At 58.9% G+C, this 22,862-nt stretch carries 23 protein-coding genes; 9 read left to right on the top strand and 14 right to left on the bottom strand.

Annotated elements, in window-relative coordinates:
- The first annotated feature begins 209 nt into the window (after positions 1–209).
- Genes FB593_RS10815 through FB593_RS10835 form a run of 5 tightly spaced genes read left to right on the top strand, consistent with a single transcriptional unit; the run spans position 210 to position 5,473 of the window.
- Positions 210–1,745, top strand: a complete 1,536-nt coding sequence (locus FB593_RS10815; protein WP_162695815.1) for a sugar ABC transporter ATP-binding protein — start codon at positions 210–212, stop codon at positions 1,743–1,745.
- 13 nt (positions 1,746–1,758) lie between these two features.
- On the top strand, positions 1,759–2,760 hold the full coding sequence (locus FB593_RS10820; RefSeq protein WP_019564797.1) for an ABC transporter permease: 1,002 nt from the start codon (positions 1,759–1,761) through the stop codon (positions 2,758–2,760).
- Positions 2,757–3,767, top strand: a complete 1,011-nt coding sequence (locus FB593_RS10825) for an ABC transporter permease (RefSeq protein WP_003511205.1) — start codon at positions 2,757–2,759, stop codon at positions 3,765–3,767. Before FB593_RS10820 ends, FB593_RS10825 begins: the two co-directional genes overlap by 4 nt.
- A gap of 3 nt (positions 3,768–3,770) precedes the next feature.
- Entirely contained in the window at positions 3,771–4,094 is a 324-nt protein-coding gene (gene rhaM / locus FB593_RS10830; RefSeq protein WP_003511206.1) for an L-rhamnose mutarotase, read from the top strand.
- On the top strand, positions 4,091–5,473 hold the full coding sequence (locus tag FB593_RS10835) for an FGGY-family carbohydrate kinase (RefSeq protein WP_145166556.1): 1,383 nt from the start codon (positions 4,091–4,093) through the stop codon (positions 5,471–5,473). The genes rhaM and FB593_RS10835 overlap by 4 nt, the downstream gene beginning before the upstream one ends.
- Positions 5,474–5,528: 55 nt before the next feature.
- On the opposite strand, the gene FB593_RS10840 is transcribed toward FB593_RS10835, so the two are convergent.
- The 4 genes from FB593_RS10840 to FB593_RS10855 form a co-directional block, all read right to left on the bottom strand.
- Positions 5,529–6,365, bottom strand: coding sequence for an alpha/beta fold hydrolase (locus FB593_RS10840; RefSeq protein WP_145166557.1), 837 nt, complete (start codon positions 6,363–6,365; stop codon positions 5,529–5,531).
- A gap of 335 nt (positions 6,366–6,700) precedes the next feature.
- Complete coding sequence (locus FB593_RS10845) at positions 6,701–7,396, bottom strand: FkbM family methyltransferase (protein WP_112391297.1); 696 nt, start codon at positions 7,394–7,396, stop codon at positions 6,701–6,703.
- Between the two features lie 164 nt (positions 7,397–7,560).
- Positions 7,561–9,483: a putative bifunctional diguanylate cyclase/phosphodiesterase gene (locus FB593_RS10850; protein ID WP_236742517.1), complete on the bottom strand. Its 1,923-nt coding sequence runs from the start codon at positions 9,481–9,483 to the stop codon at positions 7,561–7,563.
- A gap of 21 nt (positions 9,484–9,504) precedes the next feature.
- A complete protein-coding gene (locus tag FB593_RS10855; protein WP_003511212.1) occupies positions 9,505–10,011 on the bottom strand; it encodes a molybdopterin-dependent oxidoreductase in 507 nt (168 codons plus the stop codon).
- Positions 10,012–10,636: 625 nt separating this feature from the next.
- Between FB593_RS10855 and FB593_RS10860 the strand changes: the two genes are divergently transcribed.
- Positions 10,637–12,073 carry an NAD-dependent succinate-semialdehyde dehydrogenase gene (locus FB593_RS10860; RefSeq protein ID WP_003511213.1) on the top strand — a complete coding sequence of 479 codons (1,437 nt, stop codon included), beginning with the start codon at positions 10,637–10,639 and terminating at the stop codon, positions 12,071–12,073.
- A 332-nt stretch (positions 12,074–12,405) separates the two neighbouring features.
- Positions 12,406–13,503 (top strand): DNA alkylation repair protein, encoded by a 1,098-nt coding sequence (locus FB593_RS10865; RefSeq protein WP_065687833.1) that lies wholly within the window; start codon positions 12,406–12,408, stop codon positions 13,501–13,503.
- An 18-nt stretch (positions 13,504–13,521) separates the two neighbouring features.
- Here FB593_RS10865 and FB593_RS10870 read toward each other — a convergent pair whose 3' ends face one another.
- The 5 genes from FB593_RS10870 to FB593_RS10890 all read right to left on the bottom strand — a co-directional run bounded on the left by FB593_RS10870 (position 13,522) and on the right by FB593_RS10890 (position 18,571).
- Positions 13,522–14,547 (bottom strand): sulfate/molybdate ABC transporter ATP-binding protein, encoded by a 1,026-nt coding sequence (locus FB593_RS10870; RefSeq protein WP_013761716.1) that lies wholly within the window; start codon positions 14,545–14,547, stop codon positions 13,522–13,524.
- A gap of 5 nt (positions 14,548–14,552) precedes the next feature.
- The gene (gene cysW, locus FB593_RS10875) at positions 14,553–15,440 is read right to left on the bottom strand and encodes a sulfate ABC transporter permease subunit CysW (protein WP_145166558.1); all 888 of its coding nucleotides are present in this window, start codon (positions 15,438–15,440) and stop codon (positions 14,553–14,555) included.
- Positions 15,441–15,443: 3 nt separating this feature from the next.
- Positions 15,444–16,286 carry a sulfate ABC transporter permease subunit CysT gene (gene cysT, locus FB593_RS10880; protein WP_013761717.1) on the bottom strand — a complete coding sequence of 281 codons (843 nt, stop codon included), beginning with the start codon at positions 16,284–16,286 and terminating at the stop codon, positions 15,444–15,446.
- Between the two features lie 54 nt (positions 16,287–16,340).
- Positions 16,341–17,327 (bottom strand): thiosulfate ABC transporter substrate-binding protein CysP, encoded by a 987-nt coding sequence (cysP, locus tag FB593_RS10885; protein ID WP_065659633.1) that lies wholly within the window; start codon positions 17,325–17,327, stop codon positions 16,341–16,343.
- A gap of 173 nt (positions 17,328–17,500) precedes the next feature.
- Positions 17,501–18,571 carry an enoyl-CoA hydratase/isomerase family protein gene (locus FB593_RS10890; protein WP_065687835.1) on the bottom strand — a complete coding sequence of 357 codons (1,071 nt, stop codon included), beginning with the start codon at positions 18,569–18,571 and terminating at the stop codon, positions 17,501–17,503.
- Between the two features lie 281 nt (positions 18,572–18,852).
- Between FB593_RS10890 and FB593_RS10895 the strand changes: the two genes are divergently transcribed.
- A complete protein-coding gene (locus tag FB593_RS10895; RefSeq protein WP_065687836.1) occupies positions 18,853–19,104 on the top strand; it encodes a DUF2934 domain-containing protein in 252 nt (83 codons plus the stop codon).
- Between the two features lie 68 nt (positions 19,105–19,172).
- On the opposite strand, the gene FB593_RS10900 is transcribed toward FB593_RS10895, so the two are convergent.
- Positions 19,173–19,976 carry an SH3 domain-containing protein gene (locus FB593_RS10900; RefSeq protein WP_003511225.1) on the bottom strand — a complete coding sequence of 268 codons (804 nt, stop codon included), beginning with the start codon at positions 19,974–19,976 and terminating at the stop codon, positions 19,173–19,175.
- Entirely contained in the window at positions 19,977–20,195 is a 219-nt protein-coding gene (locus tag FB593_RS10905) for a hypothetical protein (protein WP_139104343.1), read from the bottom strand.
- Between the two features lie 39 nt (positions 20,196–20,234).
- Here FB593_RS10905 and ubiG point away from each other — a divergent pair, with 39 nt between their 5' ends.
- On the top strand, positions 20,235–20,981 hold the full coding sequence (ubiG, locus tag FB593_RS10910; protein ID WP_111842212.1) for a bifunctional 2-polyprenyl-6-hydroxyphenol methylase/3-demethylubiquinol 3-O-methyltransferase UbiG: 747 nt from the start codon (positions 20,235–20,237) through the stop codon (positions 20,979–20,981).
- A gap of 8 nt (positions 20,982–20,989) precedes the next feature.
- Here ubiG and FB593_RS10915 read toward each other — a convergent pair whose 3' ends face one another.
- From FB593_RS10915 to FB593_RS10925, 3 genes are read right to left on the bottom strand one after another with little or no spacing between them, the layout of a single operon-like run.
- On the bottom strand, positions 20,990–21,559 hold the full coding sequence (locus tag FB593_RS10915; protein ID WP_111842164.1) for a DUF3291 domain-containing protein: 570 nt from the start codon (positions 21,557–21,559) through the stop codon (positions 20,990–20,992).
- An 8-nt stretch (positions 21,560–21,567) separates the two neighbouring features.
- Positions 21,568–21,996, bottom strand: coding sequence for a DUF1178 family protein (locus FB593_RS10920; protein WP_065704342.1), 429 nt, complete (start codon positions 21,994–21,996; stop codon positions 21,568–21,570).
- Positions 21,993–22,844 carry a carbon-nitrogen hydrolase family protein gene (locus FB593_RS10925; protein WP_003511228.1) on the bottom strand — a complete coding sequence of 284 codons (852 nt, stop codon included), beginning with the start codon at positions 22,842–22,844 and terminating at the stop codon, positions 21,993–21,995. Before FB593_RS10925 ends, FB593_RS10920 begins: the two co-directional genes overlap by 4 nt.
- Positions 22,845–22,862 lie beyond the last annotated feature (18 nt).

Consider the following 22,862-nt stretch of genomic DNA (forward strand, 5'->3'; position numbering starts at 1 on the left):
TGAATAATTTCCGGCAGTGCGGAGGCTAACCCCCTCTGTCCTGCCGGGCATCTCCCCCTCAAGGGGGGGAGATCGATATGCCGCACCCGCTCGTTCCATAGGCAGGGTGTATCCGCTTGCCGATCTCCCCCCTCTTGGGGGGACATGCCCGGCAGGGCAGAGGGGGGGTGCCTCTCGCCGCTACACTCAAAACCAACCGGTAAGACGGAATGATGCGTGCTGAAACCAAAATCTTAGACGTTACCGAGACTTCCAGCGCGACGCCCATTCTGGAAATGCGCGGCATCAGCCAGATATTCCCCGGCGTGAAGGCGCTGGATGGCGTCGATATCGCGCTTTATCCCGGCAAGGTCACGGCGCTGATCGGCGAGAACGGTGCTGGAAAATCCACGCTCGTCAAAATTCTCACCGGAATCTACCGCCCGAATGAAGGGGAAATCCTTCTCGATGGCCGGCCTGTCACCTTTCACGGCGCACAGGATGCCATCGATGCCGGCGTGACCGCCATTCATCAGGAAACCGTGCTGTTCGACGAGCTTTCCGTGGGCGAAAACATCTTCCTCGGTCATGCGCCCAAAGGCCGTTTCGGCCTCATTGACTGGAAGACCATCAATTCGCGCGCCGGGGTCCTGCTTGAACAGCTCGAAAGCACCATCGATCCGTCCATTCGGCTAAAGGACCTTTCCATCGCGCAGCGCCACCTCGTGGCAATCGCCAGAGCGCTTTCCGTCGAGGCACGTATCGTCATCATGGACGAACCGACAGCCGCCCTTTCCCGCAAGGAAATCGATGATCTGTTCCGCATCGTTGAAAACCTGAAGCGGCAGGGCAAGGCCATCCTCTTCATCAGCCACAAGTTCGATGAAGTATATGAAATCGCTGAAAATTACGCCGTATTCCGGGACGGAAAGATGGTCGGCGCGGGCAATCTTGCGGCCACCTCGCAGGATGAGATCGTGCGCCTGATGGTTGGCCGCGACGTCACGAACGCCTTTCCCAAGCAGGCGGTCGCGCTCGGTCCGACGGTTCTTTCGGTGCAAAATTATTCACACCAGACGGAATTTCGCGATATTTCTCTCGATCTGCGCAAAGGCGAAATTCTTGGCCTTTATGGGCTGATCGGCGCCGGGCGGTCGGAACTGTGCCAGTCGCTTTTCGGAATCACGCGCCCAGCCTCAGGACAGATTACCCTCAACGGCGAACCGCTCGTCATCCGTTCGCCGGAGGATGCGATCCGCGCCGGTATCGTTTATGTGCCGGAAGAGCGTGGACGGCATGGGCTGGCGCTGGACATGCCGATCTACCAGAACATGTCGTTGCCCTCTCTTGCCCGCACCTCTCGCAAGGGCTTTCTCGCCGCCGCAAACGAATTTGCTCTGGCGCGCAAATATGCCTCACGCCTCGACCTGCGCGCCGCCGCCCTGTCCGTGCCCGTCGGCACGCTTTCCGGCGGCAACCAGCAGAAGGTGGTGATCGGCAAATGGCTCGCCACGCAGCCGAAAGTCATTATTCTCGATGAACCCACCAAGGGCATCGATATCGGCTCCAAGGCCGCCGTGCACGGCTTCATCAGCGAGCTGGCGGCCGAAGGTCTCTCCATCATCATGATTTCATCTGAACTTCCCGAAATTCTCGGCATGTCCGACCGCGCCATCGTCATGCGCGAAGGCCTGATGGCAGGTCAGTTCGAACGCGCCGATTTTTCTCCGGAAAAGCTGGTGCGCGCCGCCACCGGCAACGCCTGAGAGGGGCAAAACCATGCAACGTTTTCTCAAAAATCGCGAATGGCTGCTGGCGGGCATCATCGTCATCATGATCGCAGGCTTTGCGCTGCGCGCGCCCGGTTTCGGTAAGCCGGCCAATCTCGTCAATATCTTCAACGATACCTCCATCCTCATCATCCTGGCGCTTGGCCAGATGGCGGTCATTCTCACCAAATCCATCGATCTTTCGGTTGCCGCCAACCTCGCCTTCACCGGCATGGCAGTGGCGATGACCAATGCCGCCTTCCCGGGAATTCCACTGCCGCTTCTCATCGCCATGGCGGTCGGCATCGGCGCGTTTCTGGGATCGATCAACGGCATTCTCGTCTGGTGGCTCGGCATTCCGCCCATCGTCGTCACGCTCGGCACGCTCACCATCTATCGCGGCATGGCCTTCGTGCTGTCGGGCGGCGGCTGGGTGAATGCGCACCAGCTTTCGCCGACTTTTCTCAACGTGCCGCGCACCATGATTCTCGGCATGCCGGTTTTATCTTGGGTCGCCATCCTCATCATCGCCGGCGCCTGGCTGGTGCTCAGCCGGACCTCTTTCGGCCGCTCCGCCTACGCTTCCGGCGGTAATCCGGGCGCTGCGGTCTATGCCGGCATCGATGTCGGCCGCACACGCTTTCTGGCTTTCGTTCTGTCGGGTGCACTGGCAGGACTTGCAAGCTATCTCTGGGTGTCGCGTTATGCCGTTGCCTATGTGGATATCGCAGCCGGTTTCGAACTCGATAGCGTGGCGGCAAATGTGATTGGCGGCATCTCCATTGCCGGCGGCATTGGCTCGGTGGCAGGCGCTGTGCTCGGCGCACTGTTTCTCGGCGTCATCAAGAACGCCCTGCCCGTCATCGGCATTTCTCCCTTCGCGCAAATGGCGATTTCCGGCGTGGTTATCGTGCTCGCCGTCGTCTTCAACGCCCGCGCCGAAGCTCGAAAAGGGCGCATCATCCTGCGCGACCGGGCGGCAAGCGATCAGGCCAAGGAGGCCGCAGCATGAGTACGAATTCTCAACCGGCGCAGAAACCGCGCATCATTCCAGACAAGCTCGGCACGCCGTTGCGCCGTCTCCTGGCAAGCTGGGAAGTGCTACTGCTCGGCGTCGCGATCCTCATCTTCATCGCCAATTCGTTTGCCTCGCCCTATTTCCTCAATGCCTGGAACCTGTCCGACGCGACCTTTAACTTCACCGAAAAGGCGATCATCGCCTTTGCGATGGCGCTTCTGATCATCGCTGGCGAGATTGATCTATCAGTCGCCGCCATCATCGCTCTCGCCTCCACCGCAATGGGTGCGGCGGTGCAGATGGGTGTCGGCACGCCGGGGCTCGTCGCCATCGGCATCGGAACCGGGCTACTCTGCGGGGCGTTCAACGGCTTTCTCGTCGCTGGCCTCAAACTGCCATCCATCGTCGTCACCATCGGTACGATGAGCCTGTTTCGCGGTATTTCCTATATGGTGCTGGGTGATCAGGCCTATGGCAAATATCCGGCGGATTTCGCCTATTTCGGTCAGGGTTACGTGTACTCGGTCATCTCCTTCGAATTCGTGCTGTTCCTCGCCATGGCCGTCATCTTCGCCATTCTGCTGCACGCCACCAATTTCGGCCGGCAGGTCTACGTGATCGGCAACAATCCGTTTGCCGCCCGTTTTTCCGGTATTCCCGTCGAGCGGGTGAAATTCATCCTCTTCCTTTTGACCGGCCTGATGAGCGGCATCGCCGCCGTCTGCCTCACCTCGCGGCTCGGTTCCACCCGCCCCTCGATTGCTCAAGGCTGGGAGCTTGAAGTCGTGACCATGGTGGTGCTCGGCGGCGTGTCCATTCTCGGCGGCTCCGGCACCATTGCAGGTGTCGTCATCGCTGCCTTCGTCATGGGCCTCGTCACCTTCGGCCTCGGTCTTCTGAACGTGCCTGGCATCGTCATGTCGATCTTCGTCGGCCTGCTTTTGATCATCACCATCGCCATACCCATCGTTGTGCGCCGCCTTCGCGCCATCAGAGGCTAAGCCATGCCGGAATTAGAAAAACACGCTTTCAAGATGAAACTCTTCGCCGGCAAGCAAGCCGAATATAGACGGCGCCATGACGAGATATGGCCGGAACTGGTTGCTCTACTGCACGAAGCGGGTGTGAGCGACTATTCAATCCACCTCGACCCGGAAACCGACATCCTGTTCGGCGTGCTGACCCGCCCGAAGAACCACGGCATGGCAGCATTGCCCGAGCATCCCGTGATGAAGAAATGGTGGGCGCATATGGCTGACATCATGGAAAGCAACCCCGATAATTCGCCTGTCGCGACTGACCTTGTGACGGTGTTCCACCTGCCATGAATGACATGACAAAGCCACGTCGCGTCGCGGTCATCGATATAGGCAAGACCAATGCCAAGGTCGTTGTCATTGACACCCGAAGCGGCGAAGAGATAACCGGTGACAGGCGTTCCAACCCTGTCCTTCGTGACGGCATCTATCCGCATTACGATGTGGAGATGCTCTGGAGCTTCATTCTCACCTCTCTGCGGCGGTTCGCGGAAGAGCCGGGTTTCGACGCGATTTCCATCACGACCCATGGCGCGTCTGCCGCACTTCTTGACGAAAACGGCGACCTTGCCATGCCTGTGCTGGATTACGAGCACAGCTACCCCGCAAGCGTTGCGGAAGCCTATCTCCGCATCAGGCCAGATTTTGCTGAAACCGGCTCGCCCTCGCTTCCAGCCGGATTGAACCTTGGCGCACAAATCCATTTCCAGAAAACCGCCTTTCCGCAGGAATTCGCTGGGGTGCGCAGCATCGTCACCTACGCGCAATATTGGGCGGGGCGGCTGACCGGCGTTCAGGCCACCGAGACGACCTCGCTCGGTTGCCATACGGATTTGTGGAATCCGCGGCTGAAGGCGTTTTCATCGCTGGTCGAGCGCTTGGGCATTGCGCAATTGATGGCGCCGGTGCGCTCCGCCTTCGATGTACTCGCGCCAGTCCGCGAATCGGTGGCGCTGGAAACCGGGCTTTCGGCGGATATATCGGTCTATTGCGGCATCCATGATTCCAACGCCTCGCTCCTGCCGCATCTGCTGCGGCGGCAGGGTGATTTTTCGGTCGTCTCCACCGGCACCTGGGTGGTGAATTTCGCCATCGGCGGTACGGCGGAGACGCTGGATCCCGCCCGTGATACGCTTTTGAATGTCGATGCCCTCGGGCGTCCCGTTCCCTCCTCCCGCTTCATGGGCGGCAGGGAATATGAAATGCTGACGCAACAATTCGGGCCTGCTCCGGACGAAGAAACCGAAGCCGCTCTCGGCGGCGTGCTCACCAGAGGCATGATGCTGTTGCCCAGCGTCGTCAGCGGTTCCGGCCCCTTCCCCGGCAAAACAGCGCGCTGGATTGCCGACGACAATGCCACTGTTGCTGAACGGCACGCGGCAGCGGCGCTTTATCTCGCCCTGATGACGGAGTTCAGCCTATCGCTCATCGGGCAGAAAGGCCCGATACTGGTCGAAGGGCCATTCGCCAGCAATGCGCTTTATCTCAAGGCGCTGGCAGGTTTTGCCGAAACTGAGGTCATCGCCGTCAGCGGTTCCACAGGCACCAGTGCCGGGGCAGCACTCCTCACCGGTATCAAACCACTTGCCGGTCGCGAGCGCCATTTCGCTCCCGATGCCATTGCAGGGCTTCCCGCCTATCGCAGCGAATGGCAGGCCCGTCTGGCTTGACGCAGGACGACAAAATGCGGCCGGGTATCCAGCCGCATTCCGTTTTGCAAAAGGATCAAGCCTTGATGAAGGCCAGGAGATCGGCGTTGAGCACGTCTGCATTGATGGTCAGCATGCCGTGCGAGAAGCCGGGATAGGTCTTCAGCGTACCGTTTTTCAGGAGCTTCACCGATTTCAGCGCAGAGTCCGCAATCGGCACGATCTGGTCATCTTCACCGTGCAGCACGAGTGTAGGCACGCTGATGGCCTTCAGGTCTTCGGTCTGGTCGGTTTCCGAGAATGCCTTGATGCCATCGTAATGCGCCTTGGCACTGCCCATCATACCCTGCCGCCACCAGTTCTGGATCACGCCTTCCTGAACGGTCGCTCCATCGCGGTTGAAGCCGTAGAACGGGCCGGAGGGCACATCGCGGAAGAACTGCGCGCGGTTTGCGGCAATTGCTGAACGGAAGCCGTCAAAAACCTCCATCGGCAGGCCCTCGGGGTTGGCCTCGGTCTTGAGCATCAGCGGCGGCACGGCGGAAACCAGAACGGCCTTCGCGACGCGGCCTGCGGGTTCACCGTGTCTGGCAACATAACGCGCCACTTCGCCACCGCCGGTGGAATGGCCGATATGCACGGCGTTTTTCAAGTCCAGCGCTTCCGCAACGGCAAAGGCGTCTGCGGCATAATGGTCCATATCGTGACCTTCGGAAACCTGCGCGGAGCGGCCGTGACCACGGCGATCATGGGCGACGACACGATACCCTTTCGAGAGGAAAAACAGCATCTGTCCATCCCAGTCGTCGGAGCTGAGTGGCCAGCCGTGGTGAAACACGATGGGCTGAGCATCCTTCGGGCCCCAGTCCTTGTAGAAGATGTCTGTTCCATCTGTCGTCTTAACAAAGCCCATGATCGTTTCTCCTTCGGTTGCGTTGGCATCTTCCGGTGCGATCTATGTTGTGCGCCGGTTTGATGGAGGGATGATGACGCAGGAAAACATCCGCAACAATTGCAACAATAATTCTGAATGAATTGCTGATCTGGCAATAATGGCCGTGCCGCCCGCTGTCTTACGCCCCGGTACCGGCGCTAAACGGCACCGCGACCGAAAAGTTGCGACAGAAGACGCAAACGGATTGAAATAACCAACCGGATAAGTTGCGTTTTAAATTGTAATCAACGGCGGAAGGGCGCGGTCGCGACTGCACACCGCCGGAAACGAAACTCGCTAAGTTGTTCGAACTCTCAATCCACGTCGGGATCGTATTCCCTCGGGCTGACGTCCTTGGAAAACAACACGCAAGGGCCGCGTGAACCGCGCGGATCATAGGCGTATCCCTTGGCGGTCAGTGCCTGCATGATGTCGCGAACACCTTCGAGGCCATAAAGGTGATCGTGCAGCTCGACGAATATCCGCTCCACGCCAGCAAGCTCGGCATTGCCGAGCAGATCGCGTTCCGCGCCCTCGATATCCATCACGAGCGCCGTGATGCCCCGGCTGGCGACAAACGCATCGATATTCTCGGACGAGATTTCGATGCGCCTTTCATAAGGACCCTGATTTTCGTCCATGGACGACATCCAGAGATCCTTGCGGACATAGAATGGATAGGTACGCGGCTCGTCGGCCGTGAGAAGTCCTTGGGAAAACACGACATTGCCACGGCAATTTGCCTTGATCACCCGTTCCGCCAGTGCCGCTGTGGACGGATTGGCCTCGAATGCCCAAACGGAAACATCCTGAATACCGGCAATGATCGAGGTTATGATGCCGATGCCGGACCCCAGTTCCAATACGCGGTCGCCGGGCTTGATGGCTTTCAGGACGCTGCGGGCCTCTTTCGCCTCATAGCTGCCGTCGGTCAGCGCCTGCCATATGACGGGCGATACCTCATCGGAAGAAAGAGGCAGGGCTACTCCATGCACATCCAGAATTTCCATATTTCCCAAGCCCTTTCTCAAAACCCGGTCTCGTCAACAGAACGATCCCGCATAGACCGCGAATGCTCTACAGTATCGGTGCGACAACCGGTACTGGTTTTCGCCGTCAATGATGTATCCCACTGAAATTTAACATGGCTTGCCCTGTTCGAAAGCAAACCCGTTCAAACGGAACTCCAGGCCACAAGCTCCTTGGCCGGCAACGGCCTGCTGATCAGATAGCCCTGTACCAGATCGCATCCCAGACGTTTGACCAGCTCATATTGCTCCTCCGTCTCGATGCCTTCGGCGATGGTGGTCATTCGGAGGCTGCGCCCGACGCCGACCACGAATTCGACGATCGCCAGCGCGTCGCGGTCGCTGGTGATATCGCGCAGGAATGACCGGTCGATCTTGATCTTGTCGAACGGCACGCCGCGCAAATTCGCAAGCGAGGAGTAACCGGTGCCGAAATCGTCCATGGCGATCTGGATGCCGACGGCCTTCAGCCGCGTCAGCGTGTTGATCGTCTGGTCGCTCTTGTTCAGCAGGATCGATTCGGTGATCTCAAGCTCGAGCCGGCTCGGCTCCAGCCCGCTTTTATCAAGGGCACCCATCACGTTCTGAATGAGGTTGGTACTGTGGAACTGAACCGGCGAGAGATTGACCGCCACCTTCATGTCCTCATCCCATCGCATCGCCTCGCGGCAGGCAGTCTCCATCACCCATTTTCCGAGCGAATGGATAAGGCCGGTTCGTTCCGCAACGGGAATGAACACGCTGGGCGGAACATCGCCGCGCACTGGATGTTTCCAGCGCAAAAGTGCCTCGAAGCCACAAAGCTTGCGGGTCTGCGTCGCCACCTGCGGCTGGTAATAGACCTCCATCTCGTCGTTCTGCAGCGCCGTCTGCAGATCGGCCTCGAAGGATTTCTTTTCGGTCAGCTGCTTTTGCATGCGGACCTTGAAAACACTCGCCCGGCCAGGGCCGATGGCCTTGGCTTCATAAAGCGCCAGATCCGCGCGCTTGAACAATTCATCCGCATCGACGGTACCATGCGATATGGCGATGCCGATGCAGGTGCCGATTTTCACCTCCTGCTCGCCGAGCTGGTAGGTCCGGCTGATCTGCTCGATAAGCTTGGAGGCGAGACGGCGCGCCGTGTCCTCATTGAGATCATCGGACACGACAGCGAATTCATCGCCGCCAAGGCGGCAAACCATGTCGTAATCACCGCCGATCCCCGAAAGGCGCTGTGCCACGGCCTGAAGCAAGGCGTCGCCCGAATCGTGGCCAAGCGTGTCGTTGACGTCCTTGAACCCATCGAGATCAAGCAGAAGAATGGCCGTCGTTCCATTGCCGCCGAAAGAGCGGCGCAACCGCTCGATAAGTTCCTGCCGGAACAGCGAGCGGTTCGGAAGGCCCGTCAGCGCATCATGATAGGCATCATGCTCAAGCCGGACGTTCTTGGCCTGCAATTCAAGCGTGGCGGCGCGCAGGTCGTCCGTCAGCCCGCGCATGCTTTTCTGCGCGCGGTTCAACAGATCGTTCTGACGAAGCAGCAATATCACCAGCGCGATGCCGCACAGGATTAACCCGCCTGCAAGCGCGGTGTAGACGATATGCAGCTTGCGCACGTCTTCATGGGCCGTATCGATCAGATTGACGTCATAGGCGACCGACGACGAAGCCAGCGTCGTCATCGGCGCATCGAGCGAGCTCATCTCGGAGAGCAGATCCGGAACATCCCTTGGCTCCAGGGTGTTCATCTGCTGTTCCAGGCGGGCCAGAACCGCGTCAAGGCGGGTTACGAGATCCCGCCATTGCTGTTTTTCATTGATGAAAGCGCCGAGGTTACCCTGCTTCAAGAGCTCCAGGCGGCTTAGCATGATGTCCATGCGCAGCTGCAATTCGTCCCGGTCTATGACACCGGGACTGAGCGCAAAAACGGCCAATTTGTTCTGAAGGCGGAGATACTCCGCCACGGTCTGACTGACCGCCCACGAATCGTTATAGCGGGCAAATTTCTGCAGAGCGGTCTGACGCTCGGCAATGACGAAAGCGATATAGCCCGTTGCCAGGACGAAGCAACAGATGATCACCGCCACAAGTTTTCGCAAACGGCACCTTTATTCCACTATCAATTTGGCAACTTGCCATGCGGACCGCGAATAATAGGTCTGCTTCTGCAATTCCGGGTCGCTATCATAGGGATAGATGACAAACAGCGGACCCTTTTCGCGAACTGTCATGTAGTTGCCATCCAGCTTGATCGCGAGGATAACGTTAAATTTCTTAAAATCCTCAACCGGTATGGTGCTCACATAATCGTTGAGTGCAACTGCCGTTACGCTGGTGCCTTTTGCACCGACGAGATCCATCAACTTTGCCAGTGACACGCCGTCAAAACGAACGCGGCCATCGTGCCAGGGCGTCGTGGTCTCCACCGTCACCATGCCCAATCCCTCCAGCATGTCGCGATCGAATACCGCAGCGCCATCGGCATTGGTGTTGGTGATGTTTCCGGAGATGGTCAATATCGGCTTGCCTTGCGGCTTGGCGATTGTCCCGGCCTCGGCACAGGAAAGCCACATGAGCGACAGAAACGCACTGAGAAGTACCCGGGCGAAACTCATACTCTTTCTCCATCTAGCGTTCAGGTCGAGGGGTTTACGCCAACCTCTGAGGGTCAAGGGAACCGACGCTCGCAATATATATCAGGAATGAATGTTATATCCTTAGTGAGATTTTATCCGTATTTTCTCTAGGTTTTGAGTAAACCGTTTGGATAATTTTTCCGTCTTATTGTACTTTTTTACACTTCACGCCCTGTTATGACGCAAGCAACACTACAAGTTACGTCTTCGTATCAATCCGTCTGGTGCGACAAAGGCCAAATTGCGGCATATGCGTGATTGCTTAACAACAGCAACACATGATTCGCGCGTATCGGACAAGACCAATGCGCGTTCGGCATCCGCCTGCCTGTCAGGCAGGAAAGCCGAGAGACAAGTTTCGCATCACAGAAAAATCATGGCGATTGCCAGAGCGAACGGTTGAAACATACCGTACGCAACTTAATATAAGAGCTGTCATTTCCGTTTCCGGCATTTTCAGCTTCCTCTTGCCGGAAATGCCCAGACGCCCGTTCCGCGCAGCGCAAGCGGCGATACCGGATATATTCCGGTCAGGAAAATTCTGTTCACGTCTCCGGGCTGGACGGCACCCTGCCGTATCGGCCGCATCATGAAGGTAGTCCCTATGCACACCTATCCCGACATCAAACTTCTCATTGATGGCGAATGGCGAGACGCCGTTTCCGGCAAGACGATCGCCGTATCCGACCCTGCGACCGACGAAATCATCGGCGCGATCGCTCATGCCGAAAAGGCGGACCTCGATCTGGCACTTGCCGCCGCCGAGCGTGGCTTCAAGGTCTGGCGCGACACCTCGCCCTTCGAGCGTTCCAAGATCATGCGCAGGGCAGCCGATATCCTGCGCGAGCGCAAGGACAAGATCGCCTATATAATGACCCGCGAGCAGGGCAAGCCGCTGTCGCAATCGGCAACCGAAATCATGGGCGCCGCCGATACCATCGACTGGTTCGCCGAGGAAGCACGTCGCACCTACGGCCAGGTCATCCCGGCGCGCGCAACCGGCGTTTCCCAGCTTGCCATCAAGCTGCCGGTTGGTCCCGTCGCGGCGTTTACGCCATGGAACTTCCCGATCAACCAGATCGTCCGCAAGCTTTCGGCTGCCCTTGCCACGGGCTGCTCCATCATCGTCAAGGCCCCGGAAGAAACACCGGCATCGCCGGCGGAACTGATCCGAGCGTTTGTGGATGCGGGCGTGCCGGCGGGTGTCATCGGTCTCGTTTACGGCGTGCCATCCGAGATTTCGGAATATCTGATCCCGCATCCGGTCATCCGCAAGATTTCCTTCACCGGCTCCACGCCGATCGGCAAACATCTGGCAGCCCTTGCCGGCAAGCACATGAAGCGCGCCACGATGGAACTCGGCGGTCATGCGCCAGTGATGATCTTTGACGATGCCGATATCGAAAAAGCGATCGAGGTGACCTCGCTTGCCAAGTTCCGCAATGCCGGTCAGGTCTGCGTCGCTCCCACCCGCTTCCTCGTGCAGGACGGTGTGGCGGATCGCTTCCTTGAAGGTTTCGTGGAAGCCACGAAGGCGATCAAGGTCGGCAACGGCCTGGAAGAAGGTGTCGTCATGGGGCCGCTCGCCAATGAGCGCCGCATCCCAGCGCTGGAAGGCCTGATCAACGACGCCGTTTCCCATGGCGCGGAACTGAAGACCGGTGGCCGCCGCATCGGCAACAAGGGCAACTTCTTCGAGCCCACGGTGCTCGCCAACGTGCCAGTGACAGCAAAGATCATGAACGACGAGCCCTTCGGTCCCGTCGCCATCATCAACCGCTTCTCGACATTCGATGATGCCATCAACGAAGCGAACCGCCTGCCTTTTGGCCTCGCATCCTACGCCTTTACCAGCTCGGTCAAGACAGCGCATGCGCTCGGCCACCAGGTCGAGGCGGGCATGCTGACCATCAACCACAACGGCCTTGCGCTTCCCGAAGTCCCCTTCGGCGGCGTCAAGGATTCCGGTTATGGCACGGAGGGCGGTTCGGAGGCGGTTCAGGCCTATCTGGAGACGAAATTCGTCAGCCAGATGAGCTGAAGCTTTGGATGCAAGCTCAGGGCGGATGACAATATCCGCCCTGAACCTGAATTTGGCGAACCCGGAATCTCCACGCATCGTCACTCCGGACTAGATCCGGGGTCCAGCGCGGTCAAGTCACTGATCGCAAAAGACTATTCGCCGCGCAGGCGCCCAGTGGCCGGATGCCGGATGCCGGATGCCGGATCAAGCCCGGAATGACGGAGTGAAAGGCCTTCGTCAATCTGTGAAGAAGCAAGATCTGCTATGTCTTTTCTTCGGTAGTAGCGCCTTCCCTTGCCTCCGTCCTCATCATGTCCTAAAAGAACAAAAAGTGAACTTTGAGAGGCCCTATGAGCGAGACAGCGGCACCCGCGTTGAAGGAAATCTTCAACCACGAAAAACTGCGACACATCGCCGATCAGACCAAAGCCGTTCATGCGCCTTTCGATGTTCCCGCCTTCATGGCGCTTGCCACGACAAATCTCGAAGCGCTGGGCATCATGCAGCGCATGCGGCAGGTGGCGACCAGCCTGCACGCCACGCTTCCCGGCGACTTTGCCCGCAACATCGAAATTCTGACAGCCGCAGCACCCGGGATAGGCAACGGTTTCGCGTCCATTTCGCTGCCAGAATATGTGGCGCTTTACGGTCTCGACGATTTCGATCTTTCCATGCAGGCGCTGCAATATTTCACCCGTTTCGGCTCCTCGGAATTTGCCATCCGCCATTTCCTGCAAAGGGATCTGGCCCGAACACTTGCCGTGATGGAAACATGGTCGCGACATGACAACGAACATGTGCGAAGGCTGGCGAGCGAAGGCTGCCGGCCGCGCCTGCCTTGGTCGTTTCAGCTCAAAGCCCTGATCGATGATCCCTCACCGGTCACCGCGATCCTCGATGCCATGAAAGCTGACGAGGCGCTTTACGTGCGCAAATCCGTCGCCAATCATCTGAACGACATCACCAAGGACAATGCCGCTTTCGTGCTGGCGCTCATCGACACATGGCCGAAGGAAAACCCGCATACACGCTGGATCGTGCGGCAGGCCTTGCGCACTCTGGTCAAGAAAGGCGACGCTGCCGCACTCGCCCATTTGGGCGCCCATAAGGAGGCTCAGATCGCACTTTCGGCGTTTCAGGTTTCTCCTGAAAAGGTCGCTCTTGGTAATCCAGTGCGGATTTCAGCTTCTTTCACCTCGACGGCAGAAAGCCCGCAGAAACTGGTGATCGATTATGCCGTGCATTACGTGAAAAAGAGCGGTGACGCCTCCGCGAAAGTCTTCAAGTGGAAAGAAATCGAGTTGCAGCCGGGCGAAACGTGCGCGCTCTCGATAAGCCGCGCCATGCGCGATTTCACCACCCGCAAGCACTATGCGGGTGTTCACAAGGTTGACCTGATGGTCAATGGCAGGCTGGCGGCCGAGGCCTTTTTCGAACTGCTGATATGAGGCTGGCGAGAGCGTCCCTCAAGCCGCCGGGAAAATCTTCGCACGGCGGATGATGACGGAACCGCGATCGCCTGCCGCGACATCATTTTCCGGCGGCACGTCGAATTCCAGGAGATCGCCGCCATCTGTGCTGGCAATCACCCGCCGCTCGCCTGCCCTGTCGAGAACCCGCGAAACCGAGGCTGGAATGCCCTCGTGCAGATCTTCCCATTCCAGGTCGGAGGGACGGGCATAGATCTCAACGGCGCCATCCGCCTGACCGTAGGAGAAGGGCAGTTCGTTGTCACCGACATAGACCTTGCCGCCGCGCGCCACGCCGGACACACGGTTGGCATCGCCGAGAAAGCGCATGACGAAGGCGCTGTTCGGCTGGCGGCACACTTCCTTCGGCGTGCCCTGTTGCACGATCTCGCCCTGATTGAGGATGACGACGCGGTCAGCGAGATCCAGTGCCTCTTCCTGATCATGTGTCACGAAAATCGTGGTAATGCCCAGCGCGCCGTGAATTTCACGCAGCCAGCGGCGTAGGTCGCGGCGCACATTGGCATCCAGCGCGCCGAAGGGCTCATCCAGTAGAAGCACTTTGGGATCGACCGAAAGCGCACGGGCCAGCGCCACACGCTGCCGCTGCCCACCGGAAATCTGCGCCGGGAACCGGTCGCCCAGACCGTCAAGCTTGACCAGGTTCAACAGTTCCCCGACCCGCGCATCGATCGCCGCTTTGTCGCGCTTCACCTTCGACACCTTCATGCCGAACGCGATGTTTTCATGCAGCGTCATATGCGGAAAAAGTGCGTAGTGCTGGAACACGAAACCGACGCCGCGATCGCGCACCGGAATATTGGTGGCGTCTTCGTCTCCAAAAAAGATGCGGCCGCCATCGCTATATTCGAGACCGGCGACCATGCGCAAAATCGTGGTTTTGCCTGAACCCGAGGGGCCGAGCAGCGCCAGAAGCTCGCCACTTTCAATATCGAGCGAAACATCGCGCACCGCGCGGAATGTATCGAAGGTCTTCACCACATTTTCGAGGCGGATTTTCATGGGTATCAGGTCTCCGTGGCGATGGCGGCACCGCCGTTGGTCTTCTTGGCCCCGCGCCCCGCACCGCGCCCTTCCAGCGCCACCTTGGCGATGATGGTGATGACGGCGAGCAGAGCGAGGATGGAGGCCGACGCAAAGGCGCCGGCCGTCTGGTAATCATGGTAGAGCAGCTCGATATGCAGCGGCAGCGTGTTGGTCTGGCCGCGAATATTACCTGACACGATCGACACCGCGCCAAATTCACCCATGACGCGGGCGTTGCACAGAACGACGCCGTAGAGCAGCGCCCATTTGATATTCGGTAGCGTCACCGAAAAGAAGGTGCGCCAGCCGGATGCGCCAAGCGAGGTGGCCGCCTCCTCCAGATCGCGGCCCTGCGCCTGCATCAATGGGATCAGCTCGCGCGCCACGAAGGGTGCCGTGACGAACATCGACGCGATGACGATGCCGGGTAGTGCAAAGAGTATCTTGATATTGTGCGCATCGAGGAACGGCCCAAACAGCCCCTGCAGCCCATAAACGAAGAGATAGGCGACACCGGCGACGATCGGCGAGATGGAGAAGGGTATCTCGATCAGCACCAGCAGGAAGCGCCGGCCGGGAAAATCGAATTTGGTGATCGCCCATGCGGCCGCGACGCCGAAGGCCGTGTTGATCGGCACCGCAATCAGCGCCGTCAGCACCGTCAGCATGATGGCGTGGCGGGTATCGGGGTGGGTGATGGTGGCTGAGTAAACCTTCCAGCCCTGCGAAAAAGCCTCGACACCGATGATGGTCAGAGGAGCGACAACCAGGAACGCGCCGATGACGAGCACAAAAGCAATCAGGCTGCGGCGAACCCAGGGTGCATCACCAACGCGTGGCGGCTTGCGGCGGGAAGAAAACGCGCTCATGTCTCAGCTCCTCACCGTATAACGAAGCGCACGCGCCTGGAGGTAATTGGTCACCGCCAGCATCACGAAGGCCGCGATGAGCAGCACCGAGGCGATGGCGGCGGCGGCCTGATAATCATATTCCTCAAGCCGGATGAAGATCAGCAGTGCGGTGATTTCCGTCGAGAACGGCTGGTTGCCGGCAATAAAGATGATTGCCCCAAACTCGCCGAGGCTGCGTGCGAAGGACAGCGAAAGACCAGCCAGCAGAGCGGGTGTCAAAAGCGGCAGGATGACCTTGCGGAAGATTTCGAGATCGGAACCGCCGAGCGATTGCGCCGCCTCCTCCAATGCCGGATCGAGGTCTTCGAGCACCGGCTGCACGGTGCGCACGATGAAGGGTAGACTGGTAAAGGCCATCGCCACCATGATGCCGAGCGGCGTATAGGCAACCTTGATGCCGAATTGCGCAAGCACCGAGCCGAACCAGCCGTTACCCGCAAACAGCGTCGTCAGCGCAATGCCGGCAACGGCGGTGGGAAGCGCAAAAGGCAGATCGACAATGGCATCGACAAGGCGCCAGCCGGGGAAACGGTAACGCGTCAGCACCCAGGCGAGCGCCAGTCCGAAAACGACGTTGAACAAGGTCGCGGCGAGAGCGCAGAGCACCGTGACGCGATAGCTCGCAACAGCGCGCGGCGAAGAGATAATGGCCCAATATTCGGCTGGCCCGAGGCTCGCCGCCTTGAACACCAGCGCCGAGAGCGGCAGAAGCACGATGATGGCGACGTAAGTGAGGGTAACGCCGAGGGACAATTTAAGCCCCGGCAGAACATTCCGCTTCAAACCCCGCCCCCATTTCATCATAAAGCGACCCGGCAGTTTCCCGCCGGGTCTTTTACCTGTTGCATATCGTCGTGATTAACGGCTGCCGTAGAGCGTATCAAGCGTCGCGCCGGACGCAAAATGCTCTTTCTGGATTTTATTCCAGCCGCCGAAGACGTCATTGACGTTGACGAGGCGAATGGCCGGGAACTTGTCCTTGAACTCGCCGACAACCTTTTCGTTGTGAACGCGATGGCCGAATTCGGCAGCAATGCGCTGGCCCTCTTCGGTGTAGAGGAAATCGAGGTAGCTCTTCGCCAGATCGCGCGAGCCGCGCTTGTCGACCACCTTGTCCACCACAGCGACCGGGAATTCGGCGAGCAGGCTGACGGAAGGCACCACGCCCTCAACCTTGTCGGCGCCATATTGCTTGGCAATGCCGCGGGTCTCAGCTTCGAAGGTGATCAGCACGTCGCCGATTTCACGTTCCACAAAGGTGGTGGTGGCGGCGCGGCCTCCGGTGTCGAAAACAGGGGTGTTGTCGAAGATTTTCTTGACGAATTCCTGAACCTTCTTCTCGTCGCCGTTGAACTTCTCCTTGGCATAGGCCGTGGCGGCGAGATAGGTGTAACGGGCGTTACCCGAGGTCTTCGGATTGGGGAAAACCACCTTCACGTCGTCACGGGCAAGATCGTCCCAGTCTTTGATGTGCTTGGGATTACCGGCACGCACGAGAAAGGACGGGAAAGAATAGAACGGCGAGGCGTCGTTCGCAAAATCCTTCTGCCAGTCGGCGGAAACGAAACCCTGCTTCACCAGAAAATCGACATCCGTTACCTGGTTGAAGGTGACGACATCGGCTTCCAGACCCTCAACGATGGCACGCGCCTGCTTGGAGGTGCCGGCGTGCGACTGATCAACCGTGATACCCGGATGCAGCTTGATGAAAGCCTCGTTCTCGGCTGCGAAAACCTCACGGGCAACATCGTAGGAGGCGTTGAGAATGGTGGTCGGAGACTGCGCCTGCGCCGCACCTGCAAAAAGAGCGGCAATGGCAGTGCCGATGATGAGAAGACGTTTCATGAATACCCCCGGAAAATCGAATGGTCGTCAACATAACGGGGGGCGACAACGCCTGCGAGCAACAGCCGTGCGTTAAGCAGAAGCGTATTAGAAATTTCACCCAAGCAACATCAATTCGAAAGGTGATGATTTCATATATGTCCGCAAGCCGGATTTCTTTTGCGTTGCGCAATCTAAAGGCGGTGCTCGGGAAAGAGATTACCGGAATGTTTGGTAAAATATGGCAGAAGGTCTTCTTCACGCACCTCTTCCAGCTGTGCCGGTCGCCAGCGCGGATTGCGGTCCTTGTCGACCAGGGCCGCACGCACGCCCTCATAAAAATCATGACCCCGCAATATCTCCGTGCCGGCGGCAAATTCCCGTTCGAGGCATTCGATGAGGCTGGCGCTTTCCCGCCCCAGGCGCAGCAGCTTCAGGGTTAGTTTGAGACTGGTAGGGGAGCGTTTTTTGAGAATTTCCAGAGTCTCGCGCGAAAACGTATCGTCACGCTCCGAAAGTGCTGCGAAAATCTCCTCGACCGTGTCGAAACGGAATGCCGCGTCGATGATCTCACGGTGTGCCGACAGGACCCCCTCACCAGCTTCGACGGCATAAGTTCCGATTACCGCCTCGACACCATCAGGATCGAGCGCTTGTGATAGATTCTGCACCAAATCTGTAAGGCGCGCAGAAGGGACGAAATAATCGGCAAAACCGGCATAGATCGCATCGGCAGCAGTGACCGCATTGCCTGTCAGCCCCAGCCAGGTGCCACATTCGCCCGGCGCTCTGGGCAAAAGCCAGGAACCGCCGACGTCAGGGAAATAGCCGATACCGGTTTCCGGCATGGCAAGCTTCGTCCGCTCGGTGACGATGCGGTGGCTGGCATGGGCGGAAATGCCGACGCCGCCACCCATGACGATGCCGTCCATCAACGCGACATAAGGTTTACCAAAGCGGGCAATGTGATAATTCAGCGGAAACTCTTCGCGCCAGAAATCCAGCACCTGCGGATCGCCCGCTTTGCCGAGATCGTGAATGATCCGAACGTCACCCCCCGCACAGAGCCCCCTGTCGCCTTCTCCTGTCAGCACCACGCAGGAAACGTCAGGATCATCCTCGAAACGGTGAAGCGCCTGAAGCATGGCACGAACCATCGGCAGCGTCAGGCTGTTGATGGCTTTCGGACGGTTCAGGTGGATGATACCGGCCCCTACCCGTCTCTCGATGACGACCTGCGTCTCCGCTTCCGTTGCAACTTCCAAGGTCGCCTCCTCCGCTACCGTTCACCAGCCCATCTTGGAGGTCCGGGCGCGATCACGCAACGTTGATCTTGTCCTTCAGGAACGTCTTTCGCTCAAACCGCTTTCACCCGCGTAAAATGCCTGAAATCCGCTTTCGCAATGCAGCATGTTTGCTTGACGCCCGGAAAATCATGGCATGTAATGGAGTTTGAAATGCCGGCATTGATTCCTGTCGAGCGTGTGCCGGACCAAGCGGAATGTCGCCTTGTCAAAGGCGTTGTCAACAGCAACGGGAGACGAGCATGCAGGTTTCGGAACAAGAGTGGATCAGCAAACGGGCCTATACACTTTGGGAAAAGGAAGGCCATCCTCATGGCCGTGACGCGGACCATTGGGAACAGGCAAAGCATGAATTTTCGCTGCTGAAGACGTCGGAGGCGACAAAGCCTGCCCAGCGCAAGAAAGCAGTGCCGAAGACCGCTGCTGCGGAGCCGGAGGCAGAAGCCCCCGCAAAACCCAAGGCCCGTGCACGCAAGGCAGCAACCGCGAAATAAAAGTACTCTCGTGATAATATGAACCGGCAAATGAAAAGCCCGACGAAATCTCGCCGGGCTTTGTCTGTTTATCGCGGATCGCAACCGGGATCACCGACCCGGCAACCGCCCTGAAAGTTTTCCGAGGCGGGCGCGCGGCGTGGATCATCCCACTGGCGGCGCTCCGGACGACGCTGGCCTTCGTCCTGATTCGGCTGGCGATCGCGATTGCGGTCGCGATTTTCTTCCTCGAACCGCGGGCGGTCACCATCTCGACGCGGCCTGTCCTGATTTCCATCGCCCCGGTTTCTGTCACCCTGGTTCCAGTCGCCGTAACGGCGCTCCCAGCGGCCATCATTCGGTCCACCGCCCTGACGCGGATCGCGCCATTCATCCCGGCGGCCATCACGCCATTCGTCGCGCGGACGCGGGCGTTCCCAGTCACCGCGCGGCGGCGGAGGCGCAGCATTCCAGTAACCGCCTGATGGCGGCGGACGACGCCAGCGGTCACGCTCGCGGTAGAAGTCACGGTCACGATAATAACGGTCCCAATAACGACCGGCTTCGAAGGTGATCACGGGAACGCCGAGATCGCGGTAATAACGCGGCTCAACGTAGACCCGGTTCTGCCTGAACGTCGTCTGGATGTAACGACCGGCGACCCAACCACGACCGCTGACGAAAGAGACGTCGCACCACGGCGTATCGGACAGGCAGCCATGAACCGTCAATGGTGCGCCGACCGGGATCACGACCACGGCCGGATAGGCTGTGCTCGGACCGGAGCGCATATTCACATTCGCGGTGGCAAAGCCGCGAGTCGCAGCTTCGGCAAGGGCCGGCGCGGCGAGCATGGCCACCAGCGCAATTGCGCCAAACAGTTTTTTCTTCACTTACTTCTCCTCAAGCAAAAGCCCGCTTTGCCCTTGTCGGCGTCCATCGATTTCGATGGACGAGCATGCGTTCCACATACTGCCATGGCTGGAAAATACGCCGTGTTCCATGAACGCAGCATGAAACAAATCGCAGCCCGTTTCAGTTCCACCTGCGGCAATGAAGCACCCGGGAATTTGCCGACGGAATGTGCCGCCGGTCTTGACTTCGGGGATCAATCATCCGACTTCAATGCAACAGCAATATGGAGCAGAACCATGAGCGAAACCGCACAGACGACCGTCGACCAGAGCGAAGTGGATCGCTTCTCCGCGATGGCTGCGGAATGGTGGAGCCCGACGGGCAAGTTCCGGCCGCTGCACAAATTCAACCCGGTGCGGCTTGAATATATCCGCAACCGCATCTGCGATAATTTCGGCCGCGACCCGAAGGCGCACCGCCCGCTTGAAGGGCTGCGTGTGCTGGATATCGGCTGCGGCGGCGGCCTGCTTTCCGAACCCGTGGCGCGCATGGGCGCGGACGTGGTGGGCGCCGACCCTTCAGAAAAGAATATCGGCATTGCCTCCACCCACGCCCGTGAAAGCGGTGTCAGCGTCGACTACCGCGCCGTAACCGCCGAACAGTTGCTGGAGGCGGGCGAAACCTTCGACGTCGTCCTCAACATGGAAGTGGTCGAGCATGTGGCCAATGTCGATCTCTTCGTCACCACCTGCGCGAAAATGGTGCGTCCCGGCGGACTGATGTTCGCCGCCACCATCAACCGCACGCTGAAAGCCCGCGCGCTCGCGATCTTTGCCGCCGAAAACGTATTGCGCTGGCTGCCGCGCGGCACCCACCAATATGAGAAGCTGGTTCGCCCGGATGAGCTTGAACGGCCGCTGGTGGCCAGCGGCATGGATATCGTCCACCGTACCGGCGTCTTCTACAACGTATTGCAGGACCGCTGGAACCTCTCGCCGGACATGGAAGTCAACTACATGATGCTGGCGAAAAGACCGGGATAAATTGGCATTCAGACCGGAAACGCCTGCACCTGAACAAGCAAGTCCCGCTGCCCGGCCGCGTTTCTCTCGCCAATCTCCCTAACCTTCGCACGGTCGATTGCAAGGGGAGTGCCATCGGGGCCGAAAGGCCTTTTGAAATTGAAGGCGCGTGGGGATGGGCCATGGTCGTGCAGATGTTCAAACCTTGCGACAGCCTCTGACCATTGCGGTTGATGCGCTGCCTCGACCCACCACAGCACGAGCGATGGCCACTGTTGTGGAACGTTCCAGTTTCGACCGTGTTTCAATGCCTCGGCATGTACTCCGGAATAGGAGTAAGCCATCAGCGATTCGATGTCGCACCAGAGAGAAAATGAGGAAACGCCGCTGGCCGCGCCGCTTTCTTTCAAAAACCGCGGAAATACCTGCTCACCCCAACTTGCAGGATCAGATTCTCCCTCATAACCGGATCGTGCAACAAAACCTTCGGCACGTTCGGCGGCAAGGAAATTCAACGGCTCGCGTCGTGCAAATCCTGCAACAAGCGGATCGTCATAGGACGCAATCTGTATTCCAAAGTTATAGACTGCAATCCGCATAGGGAAACTCAATTCACATCATCGGGCAGCACCGGCAACGGTGCAATCTCGATGCCCTCGTCAATCAGGGCCTTCGCGTCCTGGGCAGACGCGTGGCCGATGATGCCGCGTTCGTCGGCCTCGCCATAGTGGATCTTGCGGGCTTCTTCGGGAAATTTATCGCCGACATCTTCCGCATTTGCGCGGATATTGGCGACCGCTTCGCGGATTTTTGCGAGCGCCTCTTTTCTGGCCGCGTCCATGGCGAGCGTCTGGCGTTCGTCTTTTTTGCGGGCGGTGGAGACCGAAGGCGCCATCAGAAGTTTGGAAACCTGCGGGGAATTGCACATCGGGCAGGACAGGAAGCCGCGCTGCAACTGATTGTCGAAATCGTCGCTTCCGGAAAACCAGCCTTCGAACTCATGGCCCTTTTCACAGGCCAACGCATAACGGATCACGCCGCCTCACCTCCAGCAGGAATAACCGTGTCCAGTCCGAACTCGCGGGCATTGCGCAGATTGGGGATTTTCCCGCGCGCGGCAGCCACGAGAGACGTGTCGATCTCTGCGAAAATGATCTCTTCCCCGGCGCCACCGGCCATTGCCAGCACCTTGCCCCAGGGGTCGATGATGATGGAATGGCCGAACGTGACCCGCCCGTCCTCATGCAGGCCGGCCTGTGCGGCGGCAATGACGAAAGCGCCGTTTTCAATGGCGCGGGCACGCAGCAGAATTTCCCAGTGGGCTTCCCCTGTCTGGCGGGTGAAGGCGGCCGGAACCGTCAGAACCTCGGCGCCGGCGAGTGCCTCCGCCCGGAAAAGCTGCGGGAAGCGCACATCGTAGCAGATCGCAAAGCCGAATTTCCCCAGTGGCAGCTCAGCAACGCGAGCGACAGCGCCGGGTTCGTAAGCCGCACTTTCGCGCCAGCTTTCGCCATTGTCGAGATCGACATCGAACATATGGATCTTGTCATAGCTGCAGATACGCGAACCGTCAGGCGCAAACAGAAAACCGCGATTGGCAATCTTGCCATCCGGGCGGGCAATCGCTGTCGAGCCGACATGGACATGGATGCCGAGTTCGCGTGCCAGCCGCGCGGCGGTCGCAACGATGATATCGCCATCGTCGTCACGCAGCTGGGCGCGAAGCGCCTGCCTGTCCTTCTGGAGAGCGCCGGTCATTTCCGGCGTCTGAACATAGACAGCGCCCGCAGCCGCAGCAACACGTACCAGGCGCTCCATATCGGCGGCATTTTTCACCGTATCGACACCCGAGCGCATCTGAATGGCGGCAGCCTTGAAAATCATCACGTCCTCCGTATCGAA

The sequence above is a fragment of the Rhizobium sp. SJZ105 genome (assembly GCF_007828365.1).
Lineage (GTDB): Bacteria > Pseudomonadota > Alphaproteobacteria > Rhizobiales > Rhizobiaceae > Agrobacterium > Agrobacterium tumefaciens.